At 62.3% G+C, this 21,396-nt stretch carries 12 protein-coding genes; 1 reads left to right on the top strand and 11 read right to left on the bottom strand.

Translation table 11 applies throughout. The annotated features are described in order from the left end of the window. Nucleotides 1-45: 45 nt before the first annotated feature. Nucleotides 46-609 (top strand): ribonuclease H-like domain-containing protein, encoded by a 564-nt coding sequence (locus tag HHL09_RS13390; protein ID WP_240963629.1) that lies wholly within the window; start codon nt 46-48, stop codon nt 607-609. A gap of 237 nt (nt 610-846) precedes the next feature. Here the strand turns inward: HHL09_RS13390 and HHL09_RS13385 are convergent, their stop codons facing one another. From HHL09_RS13385 to HHL09_RS13335, 11 genes are all read right to left on the bottom strand, one after another. Further along, the gene (locus tag HHL09_RS13385; protein WP_169455133.1) at nt 847-5,547 is read right to left on the bottom strand and encodes a beta strand repeat-containing protein; all 4,701 of its coding nucleotides are present in this window, start codon (nt 5,545-5,547) and stop codon (nt 847-849) included. Between the two features lie 360 nt (nt 5,548-5,907). Then, on the bottom strand, nt 5,908-7,437 hold the full coding sequence (locus HHL09_RS13380; protein WP_169455132.1) for a tryptophan 7-halogenase: 1,530 nt from the start codon (nt 7,435-7,437) through the stop codon (nt 5,908-5,910). 532 nt (nt 7,438-7,969) lie between these two features. After that, nucleotides 7,970-8,497, bottom strand: coding sequence for a flavoprotein (locus HHL09_RS13375; RefSeq protein ID WP_169455131.1), 528 nt, complete (start codon nt 8,495-8,497; stop codon nt 7,970-7,972). 132 nt (nt 8,498-8,629) lie between these two features. Continuing rightward, nucleotides 8,630-11,578, bottom strand: coding sequence for a tetratricopeptide repeat protein (locus HHL09_RS13370; RefSeq protein ID WP_169455130.1), 2,949 nt, complete (start codon nt 11,576-11,578; stop codon nt 8,630-8,632). Between the two features lie 60 nt (nt 11,579-11,638). Continuing rightward, nucleotides 11,639-12,268, bottom strand: a complete 630-nt coding sequence (gene nth, locus HHL09_RS13365) for an endonuclease III (protein ID WP_169455129.1) — start codon at nt 12,266-12,268, stop codon at nt 11,639-11,641. An 8-nt stretch (nt 12,269-12,276) separates the two neighbouring features. After that, nucleotides 12,277-12,948 (bottom strand): 3D domain-containing protein, encoded by a 672-nt coding sequence (locus HHL09_RS13360; RefSeq protein WP_240963787.1) that lies wholly within the window; start codon nt 12,946-12,948, stop codon nt 12,277-12,279. 287 nt (nt 12,949-13,235) lie between these two features. Next, nucleotides 13,236-15,218 (bottom strand): hypothetical protein, encoded by a 1,983-nt coding sequence (locus tag HHL09_RS13355; RefSeq protein WP_169455128.1) that lies wholly within the window; start codon nt 15,216-15,218, stop codon nt 13,236-13,238. A gap of 21 nt (nt 15,219-15,239) precedes the next feature. Then, complete coding sequence (locus HHL09_RS13350) at nt 15,240-17,312, bottom strand: hypothetical protein (protein ID WP_169455127.1); 2,073 nt, start codon at nt 17,310-17,312, stop codon at nt 15,240-15,242. Next, nucleotides 17,309-18,970, bottom strand: a complete 1,662-nt coding sequence (locus HHL09_RS13345) for an ATP-binding protein (RefSeq protein WP_169455126.1) — start codon at nt 18,968-18,970, stop codon at nt 17,309-17,311. Before HHL09_RS13345 ends, HHL09_RS13350 begins: the two co-directional genes overlap by 4 nt. Nucleotides 18,971-19,120: 150 nt before the next feature. Next, nucleotides 19,121-19,924, bottom strand: coding sequence for a hypothetical protein (locus HHL09_RS13340; RefSeq protein ID WP_169455125.1), 804 nt, complete (start codon nt 19,922-19,924; stop codon nt 19,121-19,123). 62 nt (nt 19,925-19,986) lie between these two features. After that, the gene (locus tag HHL09_RS13335) at nt 19,987-21,393 is read right to left on the bottom strand and encodes a toxin-antitoxin system YwqK family antitoxin (protein WP_169455124.1); all 1,407 of its coding nucleotides are present in this window, start codon (nt 21,391-21,393) and stop codon (nt 19,987-19,989) included. Nucleotides 21,394-21,396 lie beyond the last annotated feature (3 nt).

The following is a 21,396-nucleotide window of genomic DNA, read 5'->3' as shown; positions in this document are numbered from 1 at the left end:
ATTCAGCGGTTGCTCCTGCCGGGAATCGCCGCATACCCTCCGCGCGTGTCCGGGAAAAACATCGTTTACTTCGACCTCGAAACCCAGCGCAGCTTTGGCGACGTGGGGGGCTCCGCCCACAAGGACAAGATGGGCATTTCCGTGGCGGTGACCTATAGCACCGCCCGCGGCGGCTACCGGATCTACGGAGAGCACGATATCAACGAGCTTGTCGATGAACTGGTCCGCGCCGACCTGGTCGTCGGGTGGAATCATGTCGAATTCGACTACCCCGTGCTCCAAGGCTACACGATCTACGATCTGCCGGCCCAGACGGTGAACCTGGACATGATGCTGGATCTCCAAGAGAAGCTCGGATTCCGCATGAAGCTGGATTCCGCGGCGTCCGCGTCCCTCGGGACCGGCAAATCAGCCGATGGCCTCGATGCGCTGAAATGGTGGCAGGAATACAAGAAAACCGGCAACACCGAGCCGCTGATGAAAATCGCGGAGTACTGCGCCTTCGACGTGAAGGTCACGAAATGCGTGCACGAATACGCGCTGGCGAACGGGCACCTGAAATTCCACGACCGCGGCGGGCAGCTCCAGGAGGTGCCGGTGGCTTGGTAAATCAGCCGTGCAGGCCGACCATGCCGAGCACACCCCAAGCCGCGTAGCAAAAGAACGCGATCAGGAGGATCAAGAAGATATAAACGCTGACGTCGATCTGCTTGCGGGTCATGGCGCGGCGCTTGTATGGCCGGTTTCCGGCCCTGCCAAGGCGAAATCCGCCTGCGAGGCCTCCCACCCAAGAAAAAGGGGCCCCGGCCACCCATGTAGCCGGGACCCCATTCCGTCATACCCCGATCAGGGAGTAACTTGTACCCGCAGGAATCCTTTGCCGGTGAGGCCGTCCGAACCACTCAGGCTGAAGGTCCGGTACTGGTAGCCGCTCGGCAGGGTCGGAAGGCTCGGCGTGACCGCCGGGCTAACGATCGTGACCCCTGTGGTGAAGCCGGTGAGGTCCGTGCTGCCCTGGATGGTATAGGTAATACCGTCCACGGTGGAGGTCGGCGAGGGCGAGCCTGCAAAGGCCGGAGCCGTGCTGCGGACGCCGATGGTCAGTAGCAATTCCTTGGCCGTGCCTGCATCACTGCCGTCGAGCGTCAGCGGGAAGATCTTCGGCTGGCTGGTGGCATCGTTTGGAATGCCGCCAAGAGCGAACTCGAAGCGGTTCGAACCCCCGTCTCCATCAGGATCCGCATCGGCACCGACGATCGCTGGGCTCGTTTCGCCCGGGAAGTAGGTATCGATCCAGGCCTCGAAGGCGGACTGCGGACGAGTGATGGCAACCGCCGAGACCCCGCCGCCGAGATCAAGGTTGTAGTTCAGGGTGTAACCCGCCGGCAGGGTCGGGACACTGGCGAAGGTGCCCGTCAAGGCACCCGTGGGATACCTCGCGAGGATGTAGGACGCCGATGTCGGAGTGCCATTGAGTTCCAGAACGGCATTGGTGAGATTGAGGCTGGTCAAGGTCTCGAGTTCGCCGTTGATGAACAACGAGCTGTTGTCGATCGTGATGCTCAATTTCGCGGTATTTGCGAAGCTCACCGAATTCGCCGTCAGCATGCCAGTCGGCACACCCGGAGCGAGCGTGGCTCCTGCCGCCACCGAGATGTTCCCGGCGAGCATGCCGTTACCACCCAGCGTGCCGACATTCACCGCGGTGACACCCGTATAGGTATTCCCCAAGCTATTCAGATTGAGACGTCCGGTGCCGATCTTCGTCAGCCCGCCGCCGGTGCCGCCATCCTGAAGCGCTTGGCCAATGTCGATTGAGACCCCGTTGGTATCCACCACGGCACCCCCGTCTTCGATGATCGCGTTATCGATCCCGTTGAAGAAGTTGGTGACCGAATTGGTGGCCGCGCGGAGCGTGCCGCCGTCCCAATTGAAGGTGCTGGTGCCCGCACCGCCGTTACCGTCGAAGACCTGGCGGGTGGTCAGGATGCCGCCGTCCAGGTTGAAGACGCCGACGCCGGTTGCGGTATTGGCGATCACGAAGCCGTTACCCAACACGTTGATCGCTCCGGTTCCGGAGAGGGTCATCGTGCCGGTGCCGTCTTCCGCGACAAACAGCGCTTGGCTGAGGCCGGTCTGGTTGAAGCTGCCGCCGGAGATATTGACCTCGCCGATGGAATTCGCGAAGCGCGCATTGCTCACCCAGCCGGTGCCGGTGAAGGTGCCGCCGGTCTGGTTGATCGTGCCCTTCGTCCCGCCGTTCTTACCGATGAACACCTGGCCGGTGCTGGTGACGGTGGCGTTATCATTGATGTTGAGAACGCCGGTGGATTGGTCGACGTCGCCGATATTGAAGTCACCGTTGCTGGTCAGCGAACCGCTGTCGTTCAGGGTCACCGTGCCGACACCGTTGCTGCTATTGCCGATCGACAGCCACTCGCCCGTCTTCGAGATGCTGCCGCTGTCGTTGACAGTGACATTCACGATCGAGCTCGCGCCGAGGGCCATCTGAAGGCGGCCGGCGGAGGTGTAGGACGAGGTACCGTTGAGGGTAATATTGGTCACGGCGGACGGACGCTCGGCCCAGAGGGTGCGGTCGTTGTTGGTCCAGGTCGTGTTGTTCAGCGTCACGTTCTGGACGCTGTTGTTGTTCGGCAGGTCGGCGTCGAAGCCGGTGCTGAAGTTACCGGTCTGGATCGTGGAGTTCGTCGCGGTCAGGTTGCTGACCGTTCCCGTCGAGCCATTGCCGCGGCCCATCGCCAGCCAGCTGTTCACCGTGAGGGAACCGGAGTTCATCACGAAGTTCGCCGGGACATCCGGGGTGGAGGCCAGCCAGAATTCGCCTGCTACGAGGTTGGTCTGGGTGCCGCCGCCTTGGAGGGTCAGGGTTCCTTCGTCCACGCGCAGGGAAGCCGCCCCGCCGCGAGCCAGGACGTTTGCACCCGGGAAGCTGAGGGTCAGGTTTCCGGGACCGGTCTTGGTGAGCTTGCCGAAGGTCGGGACAGTGACTTGACCGGTGACGGTCACATCGCTGGCGATCTTCAAGCCGCTGACCACGTCGCCATTCGCCGCGGAGATGCTGTAGCCGCGGTCGGTGGTGGTGGCAGCGCCGGTGTAGTTCAGCGTGCCGCCCGCGAAGGCGATATTGTTCGGATCCGCGGTGGCTGCACCGATCGGGCTGGCCACACCGCCATTGGTGAGGGTCGCGGTGGTGAGCGTGCCACCTTCCAGGCGGGTCACGCCGGTGTAGCTGTTGTTGCTGGTCAGATTCACGTCACCGGTGCCTTGCTTGAGGATACCGGTAGTGCCGCTGATTTCGCCGCTGCCGCTCGCGCCGATCACATAATCGAAGCCTGCTGCGGAAGGACCGGCATTGTTGAAGGTGACATTGCCGGGTGTGACCACTTCGGTGATCGTGACATTCCCGCCGGTGGCACCGCTGACGGTGTCATCGAACAGGACAGGGTTGCCGTTGGTGTACTTGATCGAGTTCAGGGTGATCAGGTCCACCCAGTTGTTCACGGCTCCCAGATTGTCGTCGTTCCAGTTGCCATTGACCGTGGCATCCCAGCGCGGCAGGGAGACACTCGTCACGTTCAAGGTGACCACGCTGCCGTTGTCATTGAGCGTGCCGACCACGCCTTGCGGGAGGCTGCCGAGCACGAAGTTCGCGCCGGCGGCACCAGCCTTCGTGCCGTAGTCGATGAGCGTGTAGTTGCCGACTTCGGGGAAGGCGTCCTTCAGGTTCACCAGGACATTTCCTGCCAAGGTGGCGGTGCCGGTGATATTCAGCGGGGCGAGCGATGGATTTCCCGTGGAGTTGTCCACGACGATATCCACGCTGGTGCCGGTGCCGAAGGTCGCGCTCGGGATATTGAGCTGCTGCGGATCGGTAAAGACGGTGACACCCAAGCCGGCGTTGTTGGCGATGGTGTAGGTGCCCGTGCCGGTGCTCGGGCCATTGATGTCACCCGTGGAGACGATCAGCTTGCCGGCATTCACGGAAGTGTTGCCGGTATAGTTGCTGGCTCCGAGAAGGGTTAGGGTGCCGGTTCCGCTCTTCACCACACCGCCGCTTCCGCCAAGCGTCTGGCTGACGGAGGCGTTGAAACCGTTGGTATCGATCTTCAAGCCCCCGGCATCGACAGAGGCGGTGTCGAGGCCGCCGATGAGATTGCCTGCGGGCAGGGCGCTCACGACGATCTGGGTGCCATCGAAGGAAACGGTATCAGCACCGCCACCACCGGTAAGACGGGAAGTGCGCAGCGTGCCGCCTTTCAGATTGAGGGTGCCCGTGGTGCCTCCGTTCACACCGATCACCACTTCCGAAGAACGAAGCTCACCGGAACCGGAGAGCGTGTAGGTGGCGGTGGCGTTGTTGTTTTCCGCGATCCATGTGATGCCGCTCTGGATATCGACCAAACCTGCATCCTGAGTGAAGGTACCCGGACCGCTGGCACCGACGATGAAGTTGCCGCCGCCGGTCTTGGTGAGGGTGCCGCCGTGCATCGTGAAAGCTCCGGTGCCGCCATCGCGGCCGATCGCGATCCAGTTCCCGACGTTCAGGTTACCGGCACTCATGGTATAGGTGCCATTCGATCCTGCCGCCTGGCCTACCCAGAACTCGCCGTTGACCGTATTGACCGTGCCGCCGGTCTGGTTGAAGACACCGGTGGCAGCACCTTCGGCGACCGCGAAGTAATCGCCGCCGTTCTTGGTGATCGTGCCGCCGCTGAGGTTCACCGTGCCGGTGGCATCGAGATTCCGGGCGACATAGAAGCGTCCCCAGACATCCATCGTGCCGCCGCTCATGTTCAGGGTGCCGTGGCCGCCTTCCTGACCGATGTAGATCCAAGCGCCTGACGAGGCGCTCCCGGAAGTCACCGTGCCGTTATCGAGATTGAAGACACCGGTGCCTGTCTGGGCACCCACGATGAGGTCGTTTCTCAGGATGAGCGATCCGGAGGTGTTCACGTTGGCGAGGCCCGTGCCGCCATCGCCGCCGCCGTCATCGCCACCCACATAGAGGCGGCCGCCGGTGCCCGGGCCACCCACTGTCATGCTGCCGGAACCGATGCCGAAGCCGGTGGTAGCGCCACCCGTGGCTGCGGTATCCGCAAGGTTATAAGTACCGTTGCCGCCCGCGGTGCCGACAAACATCCAGTTGCCATTGCCGGTCGAGGCTGCGCCCGCGCGGTGATCGAGGCGACCGGTAGCCCCAGAGGCGGTGCCGATCCGGAAGTCGCGCGGGTTGATCGAAGGTGCTGCGGAGAGCACCGGGAAATTGGTCAGCGTGTTGACGAGGGCGTCATCGAAATCGTTTGGTGCGGGATTCCCGTTCGGGAAAGCCGGGACACGGTTCAGGCTCCAGTTGCCCGCGGTGTTCCAGTCATTGTTCACCGCGCCGGTCCACAGGTTGTCCAACGCGAGGGCGCTGGAACCGAGGACCGTGGTGCCCGCGAGAATGCGGGAGAACCAGCGGATGTTGTTGGCTGCCGTGGCCGTTAGGGACGCACGGGTAATGGGTTTATGGATCGGGGTTTTCATCGGGTTATTCGTGAAGTCACAAACGAGGGGACGTCTCACGGCGACACTTCTGCTGTGCCGTCGCTAAAGACCGGCCGCAAAGCGCGGGCAGGCCGTGGAACCATCCGGATACAAGTCTCCGGACAATGGGGTTTATGGGCTTTGGGTTCTTGGGTTTGACGAGGAGCTGGGACTCTTCAGCTATCTACAATTTCATATTTGGAAATCGTTTCCAGAATAATCATCTGCGTTTGGCTGATATGACAAAGAATTCCGACTCCGTTGATCTACAATCCCAAATGGAAGGGAAGAAAGGGGCCGGATCATTTTAAGTTGTTATACAAATGCTATGCTTTCAGCCTGATGACAAGGGAAGGAGTCCTAGGCGAATGCAGGTTGCGGTTGAGGTTTTGGTTTGGGCGCAGCGTCACCATGCCACTGCCAGCCAGGATGGCGGACATAGGCGAGAGCTTCCCGCACATCGATGCCGCGGCGGGCGTGAGCGAGGTTGTCGTTGCGATGCTTGTTCCAGATCGCCATCTCCTGCGGGGTCGCGTGATGGCGCTTCCGGTAGGGAGCCCGATTTCCGACCAACATCACGAAGTAGCCTTCGATCCCGAAGTCATTCTGAGTGGTTGGCAGACGGTAGCGGCAGAAGCCGGTGGGCCCGTTTTCTTCATAGAACTCAAGCAGCGGAGCGATGCCGGAGAGATCGGTGTCGGCGCGGCAGTGTTTCCAGAAAGGAGTGTCGAGCGCGGTGTTCAGCTTGTAGTGAAGACCGAGGAAATCCCGGATGTCGTTCCAAGTGGCGCCGGTGAGTTCATTGTAGAGATCCCGCATGCCGGGTGTGGGATCGAGCTCGGTGTGGAGCAGGAAATCCACGAGGGTCTGGCAGTGGGCACAGACGATCATCAGCGCGGTGGCTTCCAAGGGCTCCACAAAGCCGCCCGCATTTCCGACCGCGACGACGTTGTCCACCCACATCCGGCGATAGGCACCGCTGCGGAATTTCACGACCCGGGGAGAATCCGGAGCCTTCGGATTCTTCCGCTTGTACTCGGCGGCCGCCTCGTCATCGGAGATGGCCTGGGAGCTGTAGACGTAGCCCCGATTGATGTGGTGCTCGTGGTCGATCTGCCAGCACCAGCCCGCATCCATCTGCTCGGCAGTGGTGTAGGGAAGGATAGGCTCGGTGGTGCGATCCCAGCCGCCGATGACGGCGCGGTCGCAGAAGAGGGTCTTGCCGAAGCTTTCGAAGGGCTCCTCGAGGGCCTTGCCGAGCAGCTCGCTGCGGAAGCCGCTGCAATCCACGAAGAAGTCCGCCTCCAAGCGCTGCCCGTCTTCCAGATGGATCGCGGAGATCCCATTGTCGCCCCGATCGGAACCGGTGACTTTTCCATCGGTGAACTCGACACCCGCTTCACGGGCGACGATTTCGAGCATATCGACGAACTTCGTGTTCTCGATGTGGAAGGCATGCCAGGGCTGAACATCCGGTGCCCCGTTGGCCTGACGGGCAAAAACCTTGTCCTGATGCATCATCGCCGCGGGGATATCCACGCAGGAGAACTCCTCGTCGCAATAGAAGCCGTTGGGACGCGGAAGGTCGCTCCAGTGGGAATCCAGCTGCGGGGCGAAGGTATAGTCGAAGCGGCCGCGGGGGCCCCAGAGGAAGCGGATGCCCAGCTTCCATGTCGGCTCTGCCAGTTGGTAGAAGCGGGCCCTCGAAATGCCGAGGTAGTCGAAGATGTGGCGAGGGAAATTCGGGGTGGTCCCCTCCCCGACGCCGATCACGCCGAGTTCGGGACTCCGGACGATGCGGACGTTCAGGTTCGGGATCTTCCGCTTTAGGGAAAGCGCCGCAATCAGGCCGGCACTTCCGGCTCCGAGGACGATGATGTTACGAATCATGGGAGATATTTTCGAAACACGGGCGGACAGGCGCAGCCGTCCTATGATGGAAACGCAGGTCCTTGGACGCGGGCACAATGGTGCCAAGGCAACGGGAGGCGTTCCGTTTCAGCCGGAAAGCCGGTCGCTTCGAGTCAAAGCTCTGCGATGGATTATCGGGATTTCGGTCGAATTGCCGGGGGAGGAGTAACTCCGGTCGAAAAACGGCCTCGGGAGAGGATTGGCTGCGTTTGTCTGTTGGGTTTGGGTTTTTGGGAAGGTTCCCGGCAGGAAGTCACGGCCATTCCGGGCGCGCGAACTGACGGGTGCTGTCCATCCTTGGGTTTTAGACTTTCAGCATCCTTTTCCTAATATCAAAACGCGTTTGGGTCTAGTATGAAGTGCATACGTTTGTGCACGTTTGCGTCATCTTTCCGCACACAAAGCCCACGTAAAAGATACGTGTGGTGTCATACAACCAAGCCTTCCGCAGCTTGGAATAAAGCGACAAATCTGCCGGATCCAAGGAAGCCGCCGGGAGGAAGGGCCGCCTTTAGATGTCGAGCCCGGCGAGAATTTCTTCCACCGCGGTCATCCGTCCCACGCCCTGATAACCACAGGCCAGATCGCCCTCGGCGGGGCCTATGAAGCGGCAGCCATCTTCCCGCAGGCGGGCGACGTTTCGCTGGACGGCGGGGTGAAGCCACATCTTCCCATTCATGGCGGGAGCGATGACTACCTTCGTGGTCATCGGCAGGGCGAGGTAGATCGAGGAAAGAGGATCCGGCGCGAGGCCATTGGCGAAGTTTCCGATCACATCGGCGCTGGCCGGAGCCACCAGAAAGAGATCCGCGTTGTCCGCCAACTCGATGTGGCCGGGTTTCCAGCTCTGCTTCTCATCCTCCAAGGTGACGAGGACGGGATTCCGGGTGAGCACCTGCAGGGTCAGAGGGGTGATGAACTCGGTGGCGGCGCGGGTCATCACCGCGTTGACCGTGTGGCCTCCTTTCACCAATTGGGACGCGAGATCCGCTGCCTTGTAAGCCGCGATCGAGCCGGTGATGCCGAGGACGATGTTCACGCCGGATGTTTAGCGCGGAATCCCGGAGGTCCAACCCCCAAAAAAGGCAGAATCATCCATGACCCATCTTCCCATCATCGTCGAAGTGCGCCACGCAGGGCAGAGAGCGGAGCGTTGCGGGAATAAGATTCCCTACTCCTCCGGAGGAGGGCTGGCCTTCACGACCTTCTTCACGTCGGTGGAGCCACCGTATTCGGCGACGAGCTTTTCGATCTCGAGCCAGGTTTCCTGATCGAAGGATACCATCTTGTTGTAGAACGGCCGGGTCCGGTCGAGGAAAGCGGCACCCTCTTCATAGGCTGCCTGTCGATCGCTGCGAGTTCCGTCCTTGGCCGGGGTCTGGCGGGCCCAGGAAAGCAGCATCCACGAGCGCATGGCCTGGTTCGAGACACGGGACACCGCCTCGTGGTCCCGCCATACCCGTTCATGAGCGGAGAGGGCCTCGCTCACCATATTGCGCTCCTGATAAGAGCCGGCCAATGCCAAGCGAACCTCTGGAACGTGAAGGTGGTAACCGGAATCGTGCGCCAGATAGCGCTCGGCGCTATTCCCCGCCCCGGCGAAATCACCTGCCTTCATCTTCGTCATCACCAGCCAGTAGAGAGCTTCCTCCTTATCGAGGGCATCCGGTGAATCGGCGAAGATCGATTCCAAATCCTTGATGGCAGCTTCCCGCTCTTCCTTGCTTCCTTCAGCGAGGACTGTGGCCTTTCCGAGCAGCGCAGGAAAACGGACCGCAACATCCGCGCGGGCCAGCACCTCTTCGTAGTAAGGAAGCGCCTGCCGTGGCGCGGAGGTCTTCAGGCGGAGGAAATCGCCCATGCGGACAAGGATGCCGGCCGGGAGATCCTTCGGCCCGAACTCGCTCTTCAGCTCCTGGAAGAGAGACTTCATCAAGGCATCGGCCTTCGCCTTCTCCGCGTCATCCCCTTGGCCGAGCTGTGACTCGACCACCGTAATCACGGCGATGCGCAGCAGCGAGCGGGTCACCTTGTCGTCCGGCCGGATTCCTTGGAAATCCCGGAAATGCTGGTTGAGCGCTTCCGCCCCCTGCTTCGAGGCAAAGATGCGCGCATACTCGCGGATCGCTGGCTCAAGCGAAGGGTCGGATGGATTGGCCGAGGTCTCGACGATCGTGGTCCGCAAGCGATCGAGGGCTTCCTGGGTCCGGCCCGCATTCTCGAGGATCGAGGGCTGAAGTACAATGATCTTCGTACGTGCCGGGGACAGGTCGGAATAGTTCTTCCAGAAGCGGTCGCAATAGCCGGCTGCTTCCTTGGCGCGATCCTTTCCCATCCCGGAGAGGAGGCCTGCCAAACGGGCGAGGGCCTCCGCCGCGGCGGGGCGATTGCCCGCGGTTTCCGCCTTTTCGAGCGACTGCTTGTAGCAGGTCTCCGCCTCGCCGGGCTTGTCCTGCTTGAGCAAGAGGTCGCCCTTCAGGCCGAGTGCCGCGGCCACGACCGGCGCATCAGGGAAGCCGTCCTGGATGAGGCCGATCTTTTCCAGCGCGGCGGCGTCCTCCGCCTTCGCGGCATGGCAGCGGGCGCGGTCGACGAGCGCGAGCACATGATAAGGATTTGCCGCGGGGTCCGGATAGCGTCCGGCCAAGGCATCGAGCAGCTTGGCCGCTTCATCCCACTGCTCGAGATGGACGCGATTCGATGCCTGATAATAGAGCGTGGCCTGGGCGAAGGGACTCTGCGGGTAGAGCGTGGCGTGCCGGTCAAGCAGCGGACGGGCGTCATCGAAGCGGTCCGATTGCTCATAGCTGGCAGCGAGGATGTGCAGGCAGGCATCGTGATCCTGGGTGCCTTCCGTGAGCTTCGGCATCAGTTCGGAGGCAACCTTGATGCAGGCCTCGTGATTTCCCGCCCGGAAGAGTGAAACGAGCATCAGCCGCCGCACCGCAGGCACCTGCTTCGAATCCGGATAGGTCTCGAGGAATTGCGGGCCGTACTTGGCCGCTGCCGCCGGCTCGCCGATCGCGGCACCCGCGCGCACGACATTGAAGAGGTAGGTTTCCCGATCCTTCGCATGAGGAAAGCGGACCTCCAGTTGCTCGCAGGCTTGGTAGGCGGCTTGGAGATCCCCCTGGCGCTCGCGAATGACAGCGGTGGCACCCAGCTGGATCGCCTCATGGCAGGTGCCGTCCCGCACCGATTTATCGAGCGCATCCAGAGTCGCCTGGAGATCGCTTTTCACCAAGGTCCGGTTGCCCTCGGTGACGGAAGCCTGCGCGCCCATCTCCTCGATCTTCGCTTTCAGCGCGGCGCTGATCTTTTCGGAAGGCGGGATGAGCAGGAAGAGATCGAGCGCCGCCTGATCCATGGAGGCACCCATCGCATCGGTGGCCATCCGGACGAACGCCGGAGCGTAGGTGGCCATTTCGAAAGGCGCGATAAGCAGCGACCCCTTGTTCTTCTCAAGAAAGGCCGTCAGCGCCGCCGCCTCCTTCTTGGCGGCAGAAGCCGCCACCAAGGACTGGAGCGCGGCCACGATCCCCGAGTCCGGGGTCGCGAAACCTTTCCGGTTCCGGACGGCGGTTTCCAGATTCTCCGCACCTTGGGCCAAGTCGCCGCAGGCCAAGTGGCAAAGAGCGAGCTGGATGTAGAAGGAACCGGGCTCGAAGGGCTCCTTCGACTTGTCCCGCTCTGCGAGGAACTTGGTGAAAAGCCGGATGGCCTCGGCGTGGTTCCCCATCGCCTGCGCGGCCTCGCCCCAACGGATCAGGGCGCGCTTGTTGTAGAGATTTTCGGCGGCCTTCCCGTTGTTCGGGAAGTCCCGGTAGCAGGTTTCGAAGGACTTCGCGGCGGCCTCCGGGCGCTTCAACTGCATCTCGCAGATCCCCTTCCGGTACCAAGTGACGCCGAAGGAGGGGCCAAATTTCTTCAGGGCATCCGTGCCATGGGCGGCCACGCAGCGGTCAAAAAGCTGGAGGGCCTCTTCCCATTTCCCCGCCTCCATGGCAGTGAGAGCTTCCGCATTCAGGGTTTTCGCGTCCCCGGCGACCTCCGCTCCCGCGACCGCCACGCCAGCCATCATGATGATGGCCGGGGTATGGAAGGGGTGGTGGTGCTTCATCGCGAAATCACGGCAGATCAAAGCCGGGGTAGCGACAGCCTGCAAGGGAAGGATGCGCGTTTACCGCTTTCGGGGAAACAGCTCCTGGCAGAGGAGGCAGGACTTGCCATCGCAGCCCCGGGCCGAGCAGTGCTCCCGACCATAGAAGATGATCTGGAGGTGGAGTGCATTCCATCGATCGCGGCGGAAGAGCTTTTTCAGATCCCGCTCGGTCTGCTCCACGTTTTTCCCCTCGGTCAGCTTCCAGCGCTTCGCCAGGCGGTGGATGTGGGTATCCACCGGGAAGGCGGGGACCCCGAAGGCCTGGGCCATGACCACGGAGGCTGTCTTGTGCCCTACGCCGGGCAGGGCCTCCAAAGCCTCAAAGTCGGCGGGGACCTGCCCACCGTGCTGATCCATGAGGATCTTCGAGAGATCGCTGATGGCTTGGGATTTCCGCGGGGACAAGCCACAGGGGCGGATGATCTCCTTGATCTTCTCCACCGGCACCTTGGCCATTTCCTGCGGGCTATCTGCCAGCGCGAAGAGCGCGGGAGTCACGGTATTTACCCGGGCGTCGGTGCACTGCGCGGAAAGAAGGACCGCCACCAGCAGGGTGTAGGGGTCCTTGTGATCCAGCGGGATCGGCGTTTCCGGGTAGAGTTCCGCGAGCCGCCGGTCCACGTGGGCGGCCCGTTCAGCGCGGGTCATGACAGACCTTAGCGGGATGCCGTGGCAGCGGTCTGGCCGGAGGTCATCCGGTTGATCGCGGCATACATCTGCGCGCAGTGCGGGAAGTGAGTGCGCTTGGCGAGGATTTCCGCGCTGCGGGCATAGGAACCCCACTGGACGACGGTCAGCTCGACATTGCGGCGGCCCCAAGCGCCCATGTACTGCTTGCTCGGGGTGTAGATATCCACGGTGCCGGTGCCGGTAAGCGCCGAGCCGTAGTCATCCACCACGAAAAGCTGGGGCATGCCCTTGATGCGGAAAACGGTGCCCACCGGGTAGACGGCCCAATCGGCAGCGGCGCTGCGGACGCGGTCGGTGTAGCGGAGCGGGGTGCCCGCGGCATTCATCGAGCCGTACTCGATGTGGTCATCCTCGGAGCAGGTATAAGCGGTGGTGCGAACGAGGCGCGTGCGCTCGGAAGCCTTGTAGAAAGGCATGCCGTGCTTGTCCTTCGGCTTTCCGGCGGCCTGCTGGGCCAACACCGGGGAAGGTTGGGAGGTGGTGTAGACACCCACCGGGCCAAAGGAATTACCGGTCGAGTAGGTGCCGGAGGAGCGATTCGCGCGGGCTTTGGAGAGAACCGTCAGGTCCGAATCCGTGGCGCAGCTCGAGAAGAGCAGGGCGACAAGCGCGGCGGCGGAAGCGAGGCGGAAAGTCATGCAGTTTGTTAGGCGAACTTGATTGTTAAGGAAGTGCGCTATTCGAGACTCCGGTTTCTACGGGATCGCGGAGGGGGGCGGCAACCCCAAAATCCACTGTTAGTGGTAAGCCGTGAAAGCTCAGGGTGTGCCAGTTACGTAAGCTTGGACTTCAGGAGCGGTGAAAGGCTTGGCGTTAGAGCCTGACCGGTGCTTGGTTTCCCGATGCCTGTGTCCCTCGCTTTCCTGCCAAAAAACAATCGTTCGCTTGGGCGGCAGGTAGGAGAATTTTTTTGAGGGGGATCCACTCACCACCCGGGGTCGACATCGCTGCCGATGGCCTTCAGCCGCTGCTCCCTCCCCTTGTCGATGGTGATCTGTTCCATCTTCGTGAGACCTCCATCCCTAGGATCGCGGCTGGTAAGTTCATCCTGTGCGATCCACCGCTTCTCGGCGGCGCGCAGCAGCGGATAGGAGGCCAGCAAGAGGACGCATAGGCCCGTAACGGGCCAAGCAAGCTTGCGGGCCAGAAGCACCTTTCCCAAGGCGCTGGACCCCGGGGAGAAGAGCATGGCGCCGCCCTGCCAGAGGAGCCAGAGCGCCGGGACCCCACAGCTGAGCAGCATGGCCAGAAGGAAGTCTTCCCGGGAGCCGCTCCAGTAGCGGACCGTCCCCGTCAGCGGAATGGTCGCTGCAGGCAGAAGGGCGATGATCCAGCCGACGACCAGGTGCCGGCTGCCCAAGGCAAGGAAACCGGTCCGGCGGGTAATGCGCCACTGAGCCGTCTGAATCAGCATCGCGCCCACCAAGAGGAAGGCCGCGAGCGCCTGCATCATCGAGATCGGGGCCTCGAACTCCAGGAACCCGAGGTCCCGGCAGCCGAGCGGGGTGAAGCCGGAGATCCCCACGAACCAAAGCAGCGGGACTCCTGCGCCGAAGCCTGCGATCCAGAGGTAGTCTTCACCCGTGAAGAGCGGCTCCAAGCCATTGGCCAGGCCATTCAACCGCTTGCCGCGGCGGACGCTTTCGATGCAGAGGAAGATGGCCACGATCACCAAAGCCGCCAGCGCGAGGATCACGACGATCTGATCCGTGAACGCATATTCGGCCATGCGACCCGGCTTGAGGAGCTCCCGGTCCATTCCCTCCCAATACATGCCGCCGGTGGAACGCAGCATCATGCTCATCTCCCCGACGTGGGCGAAGCTGGAGGACGAGGGGGCAGACATCTCGCGCTCGATCCTTTCCAATTCCCCCGCGTCAATGGTGGCTCCCATCCGCTTGGCGACGTCGAGCAGCTCGGTGTTCGCCCGGTAAATGGTCTGCATCGCGTAGTTGTCCTGATCCGTGCGGACATCCGCGGAGAGCTTGCGGACCAGCCGCCGCCAATTCTTCACGAGTTGGTGGAATCCCGCAGTGTCCTTCGCCGTCTCCAGCCGTCCGGCTTGAATCTTGAAGGCGGTGGCCAGCGGCTGGGGGAAGGAGAAGTTGGTTCCGTAGCCGAGATAGTTGGCCAGCACGAATTGGCCGCTGCGGCCGATCACGGTTTCCTGTGGCTTGAGGAGTTCCACGTAGCGGGTCCTCAGCGCCGGCAAGCGGGACTGGAAATGCTCCGCAGCCAGCGCTTCCTGAAGAGCTTCCCAGCCTTCGGTGAAGACGGCCTCGTCCCGCACCATGCCTGCCCCAAAATCCACGGCCTCACTCATCTTCTTCATCGCCACCTTGTACGACCAGATGCCGTTGTGGGGGTCGAGGCGCTGCCAAGTCTCACGGTAGTCCGCGGGGACCGTATTCCGGGAGAAGTCGAAATTGATGACCGCTTCGTAGACGGCGGGATCATCCGGGTACTTCTTCCGGAGGCTTTCGAAGTCGAACAAGGACCCGCCCCCGGGAGGGAGGGTGCTGGCCATAAAGTCCCGTTGTTCCGGAGTCAGTTCCGCCGGCTTCTTGAAGACCGCAATTTCAGGCCCCTCGGTAACCATGACCCCGAAGGCGTTCCTCATTTCCAGAAAGGGAGCGAAGCCTCCGGCCACCGCGAGGACGATCGTTACCAGCAGGAGAACCGCGATCGCGATGGCTTGCCCCACCCAGTTGCCGGGCGCTGAAGTTTCGAGGCGGGTGGTTGCGTCATCGACCTCGGCCTCCCGGCCCCGGGCGGCGAAATTGAGGCGGCCCATCAGTTCGCCCTGCGCGTCATCGCGGACCTCGGGGTGATTTTCGAGCGGACGGGTAGCCAGCTCCAGGAAGCGGGTCGGGATTTCTTCGCTGGGGGGTGGGGAAAAGTCGTCCATCACGAGGTCCGGGTAGTTATTTTATTCGGTGTCTCTTAGCACGGAGGCCAATCGCCGTGCGAGTTCCTCAACCTTCTTCGCCTCGGCAGGAGGGATTCCTCCTTGGCTCAGGTCACAGCGGGTGACCTCATCGAGCGAGAGCCAATGCTGCTCGATGGATTTGAGGGGAATCTGGATTCCGAGCATGAGGGCGCAGGCTACGGCGAGAGGTGCGATGAGCAGCCGCGCCAGCAGGACGCCTGCGAGCGCGCTGCTCCCCGGTGAAAAAAGCAGGGCACCCGCCTGCCAGAGCAGCCACAGGAGCGGGATGCCACAGGCCGCGATGAATCCATAGAGAATCTCCGGTCCGCCGGCAGAAGAAACCGACCGAAGGGCCCCGAGAGACGGGAGCAACGCTGCGGTGAAGCCGGCGACCGCCCAGCCGATCCACAGATGGCGGGGAGCCAGACCGAGAAAGCCAAGCCGCCGATGCAGCCGCCACTGGAGGGCCTGTAGCATTAGGACAAGGGACAGTAACAACGCAGAGAACCCCTGCAGGGCCGGTGCCAGATAGGGGCGGCGCGGGGCGAGATCCAGATCATGCAGGCCCAAGGGGGTGAGGCGGGTGATTCCCCAGTACCAGAGAAGTGGCAGGACACAACCTAGGGTGATGGTCCAAGCGGTATCCGCCCAAGAGAACAGAGGCCGCAAGCCATCGGCGAGCCCATTGACCCGCCGACCGCGACGGAAGGACTCGAACCAAGCCAAGGCCATGACGGGAAGCAGCAGGAGGGCAGAGGCCATGGCCAGAAAGCGATCCACGGCCGCAATCTCCGAGAGCCTGCCGGGGAGGTACGCTTCCGGCGGGTCTCCGATGCGGCTGCGCTCCGCGCGTCGCTTGGCCAAAGTGCTGGCACCTTCGGTATGGTTCACCCCGGGATGAATCGTCACGAGTCCATATCGCCCCGACCTGCGGCTCAGACCAATCGGAACGATCCGTTCGATTTCCGCGAGCAGCTGGCCCACGCGCTTCTCTTCCGTGCCCAGATTGAGCGCACCCGCGGAGCTTTCGAGGACGGATCCCATGGAGAGGAGGTAAAGCTTTGAATGGAAGTTCCCGTAGCTGTTCGATTCCAACAGCAGCCGTGCGGAAAGTTCTCGCCACGCCGGGATGAGGGATCTGAGCCTCTCCTGATTTTTTTGGCCGTCCTGATCCCGGGTGGTGCTGTAGTGCATGGCCAGGATATGGAACAAGCGGGAGACTTCATTTGCGGTGAGGGAAACGTCATACCCGCTCGTCACAACCGGTTCGGCGAAACGAAGACCGGCGGAGTTCCCGACAAAGGTCTGGGGAAGCAACGGAAACTTCGCCAACCTGCGGACGCTTAGCTCCGGAATTCGGGTGTCCAAGTACGGAGCCGAAAGCGCCGCATCCAACAGACGCCGAGCTTCCGCCAAATCTTCGGGCGGAGGCGTGCCCGTTCCCGCTGGGCGTGCCGACTTCAGGACCGCTGCCAGGAGATTCCAGATGCCATTGTCCGGATCGATCCTCTTCCAAGTTTCCTCGTAGCCGGGAGGAAGTGTTTTCGCTTCCCGGATGTACGCCTGCGCGCAGTATTCGAAGACCGCAGGGTCATCCGGGTAGGCCTGCCGGTAGCGATCCAAACCGGCGATCGTTCTCGGCTGCCCTCCGAAAAGCCCGGAGTAAATGCCTTGGGCTTTTCCCGCGGCGATGAAATCGCGGTCGGCTTCCGGAAGTTTGTCGAACCATGCTTGAGGGTTCCCTTTTCCCTGCCCGATCCGGAAGAGCTGGATCTCAGGGGCTGCGATGAAGACCTGAATCCCGAGGAGGACAAGCAAGGTCAGCAGGACAGCGGCACTGCTCAGAACGCCGCGCCATTGCCATGGCGTTGGCAGCACCTTCGCCATTCGGGAGAGCGCGGACTCCAAGCGGGCATCCCGGTCCGGAGTGGGCGACTGCATGAGCCGCGCCATCAGCTCGCCGCGGGCTTCATCCCTCGCCCCCGGGGCATCTTCGAGCGTGAGGGTGGCGAGCTCGATGAAATCACGCTCGAGGCGCGAGTCCGAGGGCGACGGCGGCTGCGGCGCGCTCATGTCCCGGTGAGGTAGAGGCTCACTTCCTTCGGCACGAACTCGGCATCCGTGGCTTCTTCGGCAGCGAGCTGCATCTGGGCGCGGATGATGGAGGGATCGACCGGTGGACGATAGCCCTGCAGGCAGGTGCGGAGGGCCGCGGCGGGATCCGGCGTGCCGGTCTTGGTGAGGCGATAGGCCTTCACGGCCAAGGCTTCCGCAGCACCGGGCGTGAGCCATGGCGGCACGAGCGGCAGGAGTGAGGTCTTGGCAGCATCATCGAGAGGGATGCCGCGGCGTTTGCAGAGCGCGCCTAACAGGACCATGCCTTCTTCCTGGGTAGCCGTGGGGAAGATGGGGACTTTCACGTCAATGCGGCCGGGGCGCTTGAGGTCCACCTCGATCAGATCCGGACGGCTGGAGGCGAGGATCCAGAGGATCTTCCCGCGGTTCCGCGTGTCGGACATTTCCGCGGCGAGCATGGAGTAGACGCGGCTGGAAACACCCGAGTCGCCAGAGCCTGCCGCGCGGCGGCCGAGGGCCTGGTCCGCCTCATCGACGAAGACGATGCAGCGGCCGAGGGCGTGAAGGAGCGCAAAGATCTTTTCCAGATTCGCCTCGGTGGAGCCGACCCAGCGATCCCGGAAATTCCGCAGGGTGACGACGGGCACGCCGGCTTCCCCCGCGAGGCATTCGGCGAGGTAGGTCTTTCCGGTGCCGACGGGGCCACTGAAAAGATAGCCCATGGGTAGCGCGGCGGTGTCATCCTGACGCCAGAGCCCGAGGTCTTGGCGCAGGCGGGTCTTCACGCCTTCCAAGCCGATGACGTCATCCAGCGTGCGATCCGGCTCGATGAAATCGATCAGCTCACCGGCATCGCGCTCGACGAGGGCTTTCCGGAGTTCCCCGAGATCGGCATCGCCCAAGGGCTTGCCGGCGTGGTTCCGCTGGCGGAGGAAGGCTTCCAAGGCGGCGATGGAGGTACCTGCGAGGCGCGAGGCGATTTTCGCGAAGTCGATACCATCTTCCAAGGCCTTCGGGCACTCGGGCTTCAGCACTTCAAGGGCACCGGCGAGCTCGGAGGCATCTGGCAGCGGGACGCCGATCTCCGCGGAGCGCGGGTTGTCCGCGACCAAGGGATGGAGGTGATTGATGCGGTCTGCGATGAGAAAGACGGCCTGGCCGTGCGTCGCCAAGGTGGTATCGCTGCCCCATGAGCGGACGATGGAAGCGATGGCATTCAGCTCGTGATTGAGCGACTGCGGGAGCATCGGCACGTAAAGTTGGGCATCGCGCAGGATCACGGCGACCGAGACGCTCTTCGCACCGACCGCGCGGAGATTCCGCGCATACTGGAGGAAGTGAGCGATGACGCGGACGGCGGGCAAGGGCAGCGAGGGCATCTCCCCGAGCTCCTTCAAGGAGGGCCATTCGGCGAAGATCTCCTTCCCCCGCTCCACGCGCAGGCCCATGCCGGGGTCATAAGAGAGCACGACCTGGAAGCGCGGCAGGAGCACATCTAACAGGTAGTCATTCAGCCTGCCCAGCTTCGCACCGCCGGAGACACGCAGCAACATGCGGTCGGCCACATTGCCATGGAGGATGAATTGGCCCGCCGCACCGCTGTCGTAGCGGGCGACGATCTCGGAGGCCCAGGCAGGAAGCGGAGCATCTGGCATCGCCCGAAGATCAAAGGCTGGCTGCGGGGATGTCGATGGGATTCCGCGGGTGAAATTGGAGGAGCCGCGGACATCTCCCGGGGATTAGAAAACAAAACAGGACCCGGGTGCCGGGTCCTGTCGTGAAAGGATGAGGAAGCGAGCGGGAGCTTACTTCAGGGTCACGGAGATGGTCTCCTTGCTCTCGACCTTCAAGCCATCGACGCCCTTAAAGGCCTTGGCTGCAGCGGCCGGGTCATCAAGTTCCATGAGCTTCTTCAGCTTGGCCGGATCGGAGACGAGCTTGGCGAATTCCATTTCCGCGAGAGTGATGGTGTTACCGGCGACGTGGTCGGCATCGGATTCCTGGATGCCGCCGGGGAACTGGACCTTCAGGGCCATGCGCATGTCCTTGAACATGCCTTGGGCCATGGCGAGCTGCTGTTCATCGATCTCCGGCTTTTCCAGCTTCTCGCCATCAGCGGTGACGGGCTTGTCCTGCGGATTGGTGAGGGTGAGCTTGCCGTCTTCGAGCTTGAAGGTGATCGGCTTTTGCTCGGGCTTCTTCTCTTCCGGCAGGCCCGGCGGCTGCATGGATTTGCCAGCGTCTGCCATGGAGCCGCCCATGACGAACTTCACCTTGTTGATGTCCTTGAACTTGTAGGTCACCCGGCCGCCCTTGCGTCCGTCCTTGTCGATCTTCTCGGCCTTCTCGACTTCCACGCCCTCGCCCATCTTCTTGGCGCTGGCGGCGGTGGCTTCGGCATCGATCATCTTGGCAAGGGGGTCCTGCCCCTCCCCGCCGAGTCCTGCCATCTGCTCCATCATGGCGCTGGCCTCCGCGCTGAAGAGGGTCTGCTCGGTGATGGTGCCGCTGCCGTCCTTGTTGATCGTGATGGTGGCCTCGTGATCGAGACAGGAGGAGCTGAGGAGCGCCAGCAGCGCCGCGGACAGGGTGGCGAAAAGCTTTTTCATAACTCCTCCACCCTGCATGAGGCCGGGTCTTTGACAAGAAATCCCGCGTCACGGAATTCCATTCATTCTTCCACGGGTTTGCCTTCCTTGAACTTCCGCTTGCTGACTTCCTTCCCGGACTTGTCGAACTGCAGGAGCTCACCATCGAGCACGCCTTTCCGATACTCGGCGACGAACTTCGTCTTTCCGTTTTCATGGAAGCCCTCGGCCTTGCCATGCATGCGGTCGTCCTTGAAGGGAATGCGGCGTGCGATCTTGCCGTCCGGGAAGAAGCTCTCGCGGACCCACTCGCCCTTGCCCTTGGCAATCAGCACGTCGTCCTTACCCCGGCGATACTCTCCGGCGGGAGGGACGGTGATGAAGACGGGCTTCTTGTCGTCCTCAAGGAAGTAGTAGGCGCGGCCGACTTCCTTGCCGTCCTTGTGGAAGACCACGAGGTTCTCGATATCGATCGAGGCCCATGAGGAGCCGGTGGGTTCCGGTTTCAGCACGGAAAAATCAGCACCGACGGTGGAGACGCACAGGACCTTCGGCTCCTTCGCGCCGGTCTCCGTCTCAAAAGCGAAGTGGTCATAATAGTGACGGGTGATTTCTTTTTCCTCCTCGTCCAGGCCTTCAGCGCCGGCGGCTTTCCGCACCTTGTCGGTTTCGGTGGCGGCCCGGACGAAATCAGGCGGGCCGTATTTCTTCTCGATGGCGCTGAGGAGCGGCTCAGAGGTGCAGGGGGGCACGGAGATCTGCATGGTGATGAAGAAGCCCCCGGACATCCGCTTGGTCTGGCGGATGCTGGTGAACATGGAGTCGATGCGGCCTTCGCCGTAGCCGGGCTCGAAGAACTCCTTGTCCAAGAGGATGCGGCCGCCCTTCGAGCCGATGGCTTCGACCTGTTCTGCGGCCGGGGATTCCTTCAGGGCGAGGGCCTTCTCGACGGCATCGTGGTCCCAGGAGTCGCCCTTTTCTTTCTTCGCGAAGGCAACGGTGCCCCGGAGATCCGAGGCATCGCCCTCGCCCGTCTTCCGGAACCACATGATGTATTCAGCACCCGGTTTGAAGTATTCACCCGTGAGGGTCTGGAGGATGCGCAGGCGGTCCTTTTCGGCGGCCTTGTCGAAGCCGGTGTAGAGCTTGTCGCCATCCAGCCAGCCCTTGAAGGCTTGGCCGGGTTTTCCCTCCACGGGGAGGATATACCAATTTCCCCAGTGCTTCGGGACATTGAAGTACCAGACGAAATCCTTCCCCTCCCCCAGCTCCGGGCAGCGAAAGCGGAAGCCGTCGAAGACCTCGTCCTGGATCTTCACGGGTTTTTCACCCAAGCGGACGGACAAGTTGCCGGGCTTTCCGTCTGCCGGGATGCTGACCTCGTCGAAGGCTTCGACATCGGTGGCCAGATGGTCCTTCAACTCATCTATAGTCAGTTCCTGCGCCAGCGCGGGCAGCATCAAGGAGAGAGCCAGAATCACATGTCTCATGGA

Source organism: Luteolibacter luteus (assembly GCF_012913485.1).
GTDB lineage: Bacteria > Verrucomicrobiota > Verrucomicrobiia > Verrucomicrobiales > Akkermansiaceae > Haloferula > Haloferula lutea.
The sequence above is the reverse complement of the archived record's forward strand: the minus strand, read 5'-3'. Positions and strand labels throughout refer to the sequence as shown.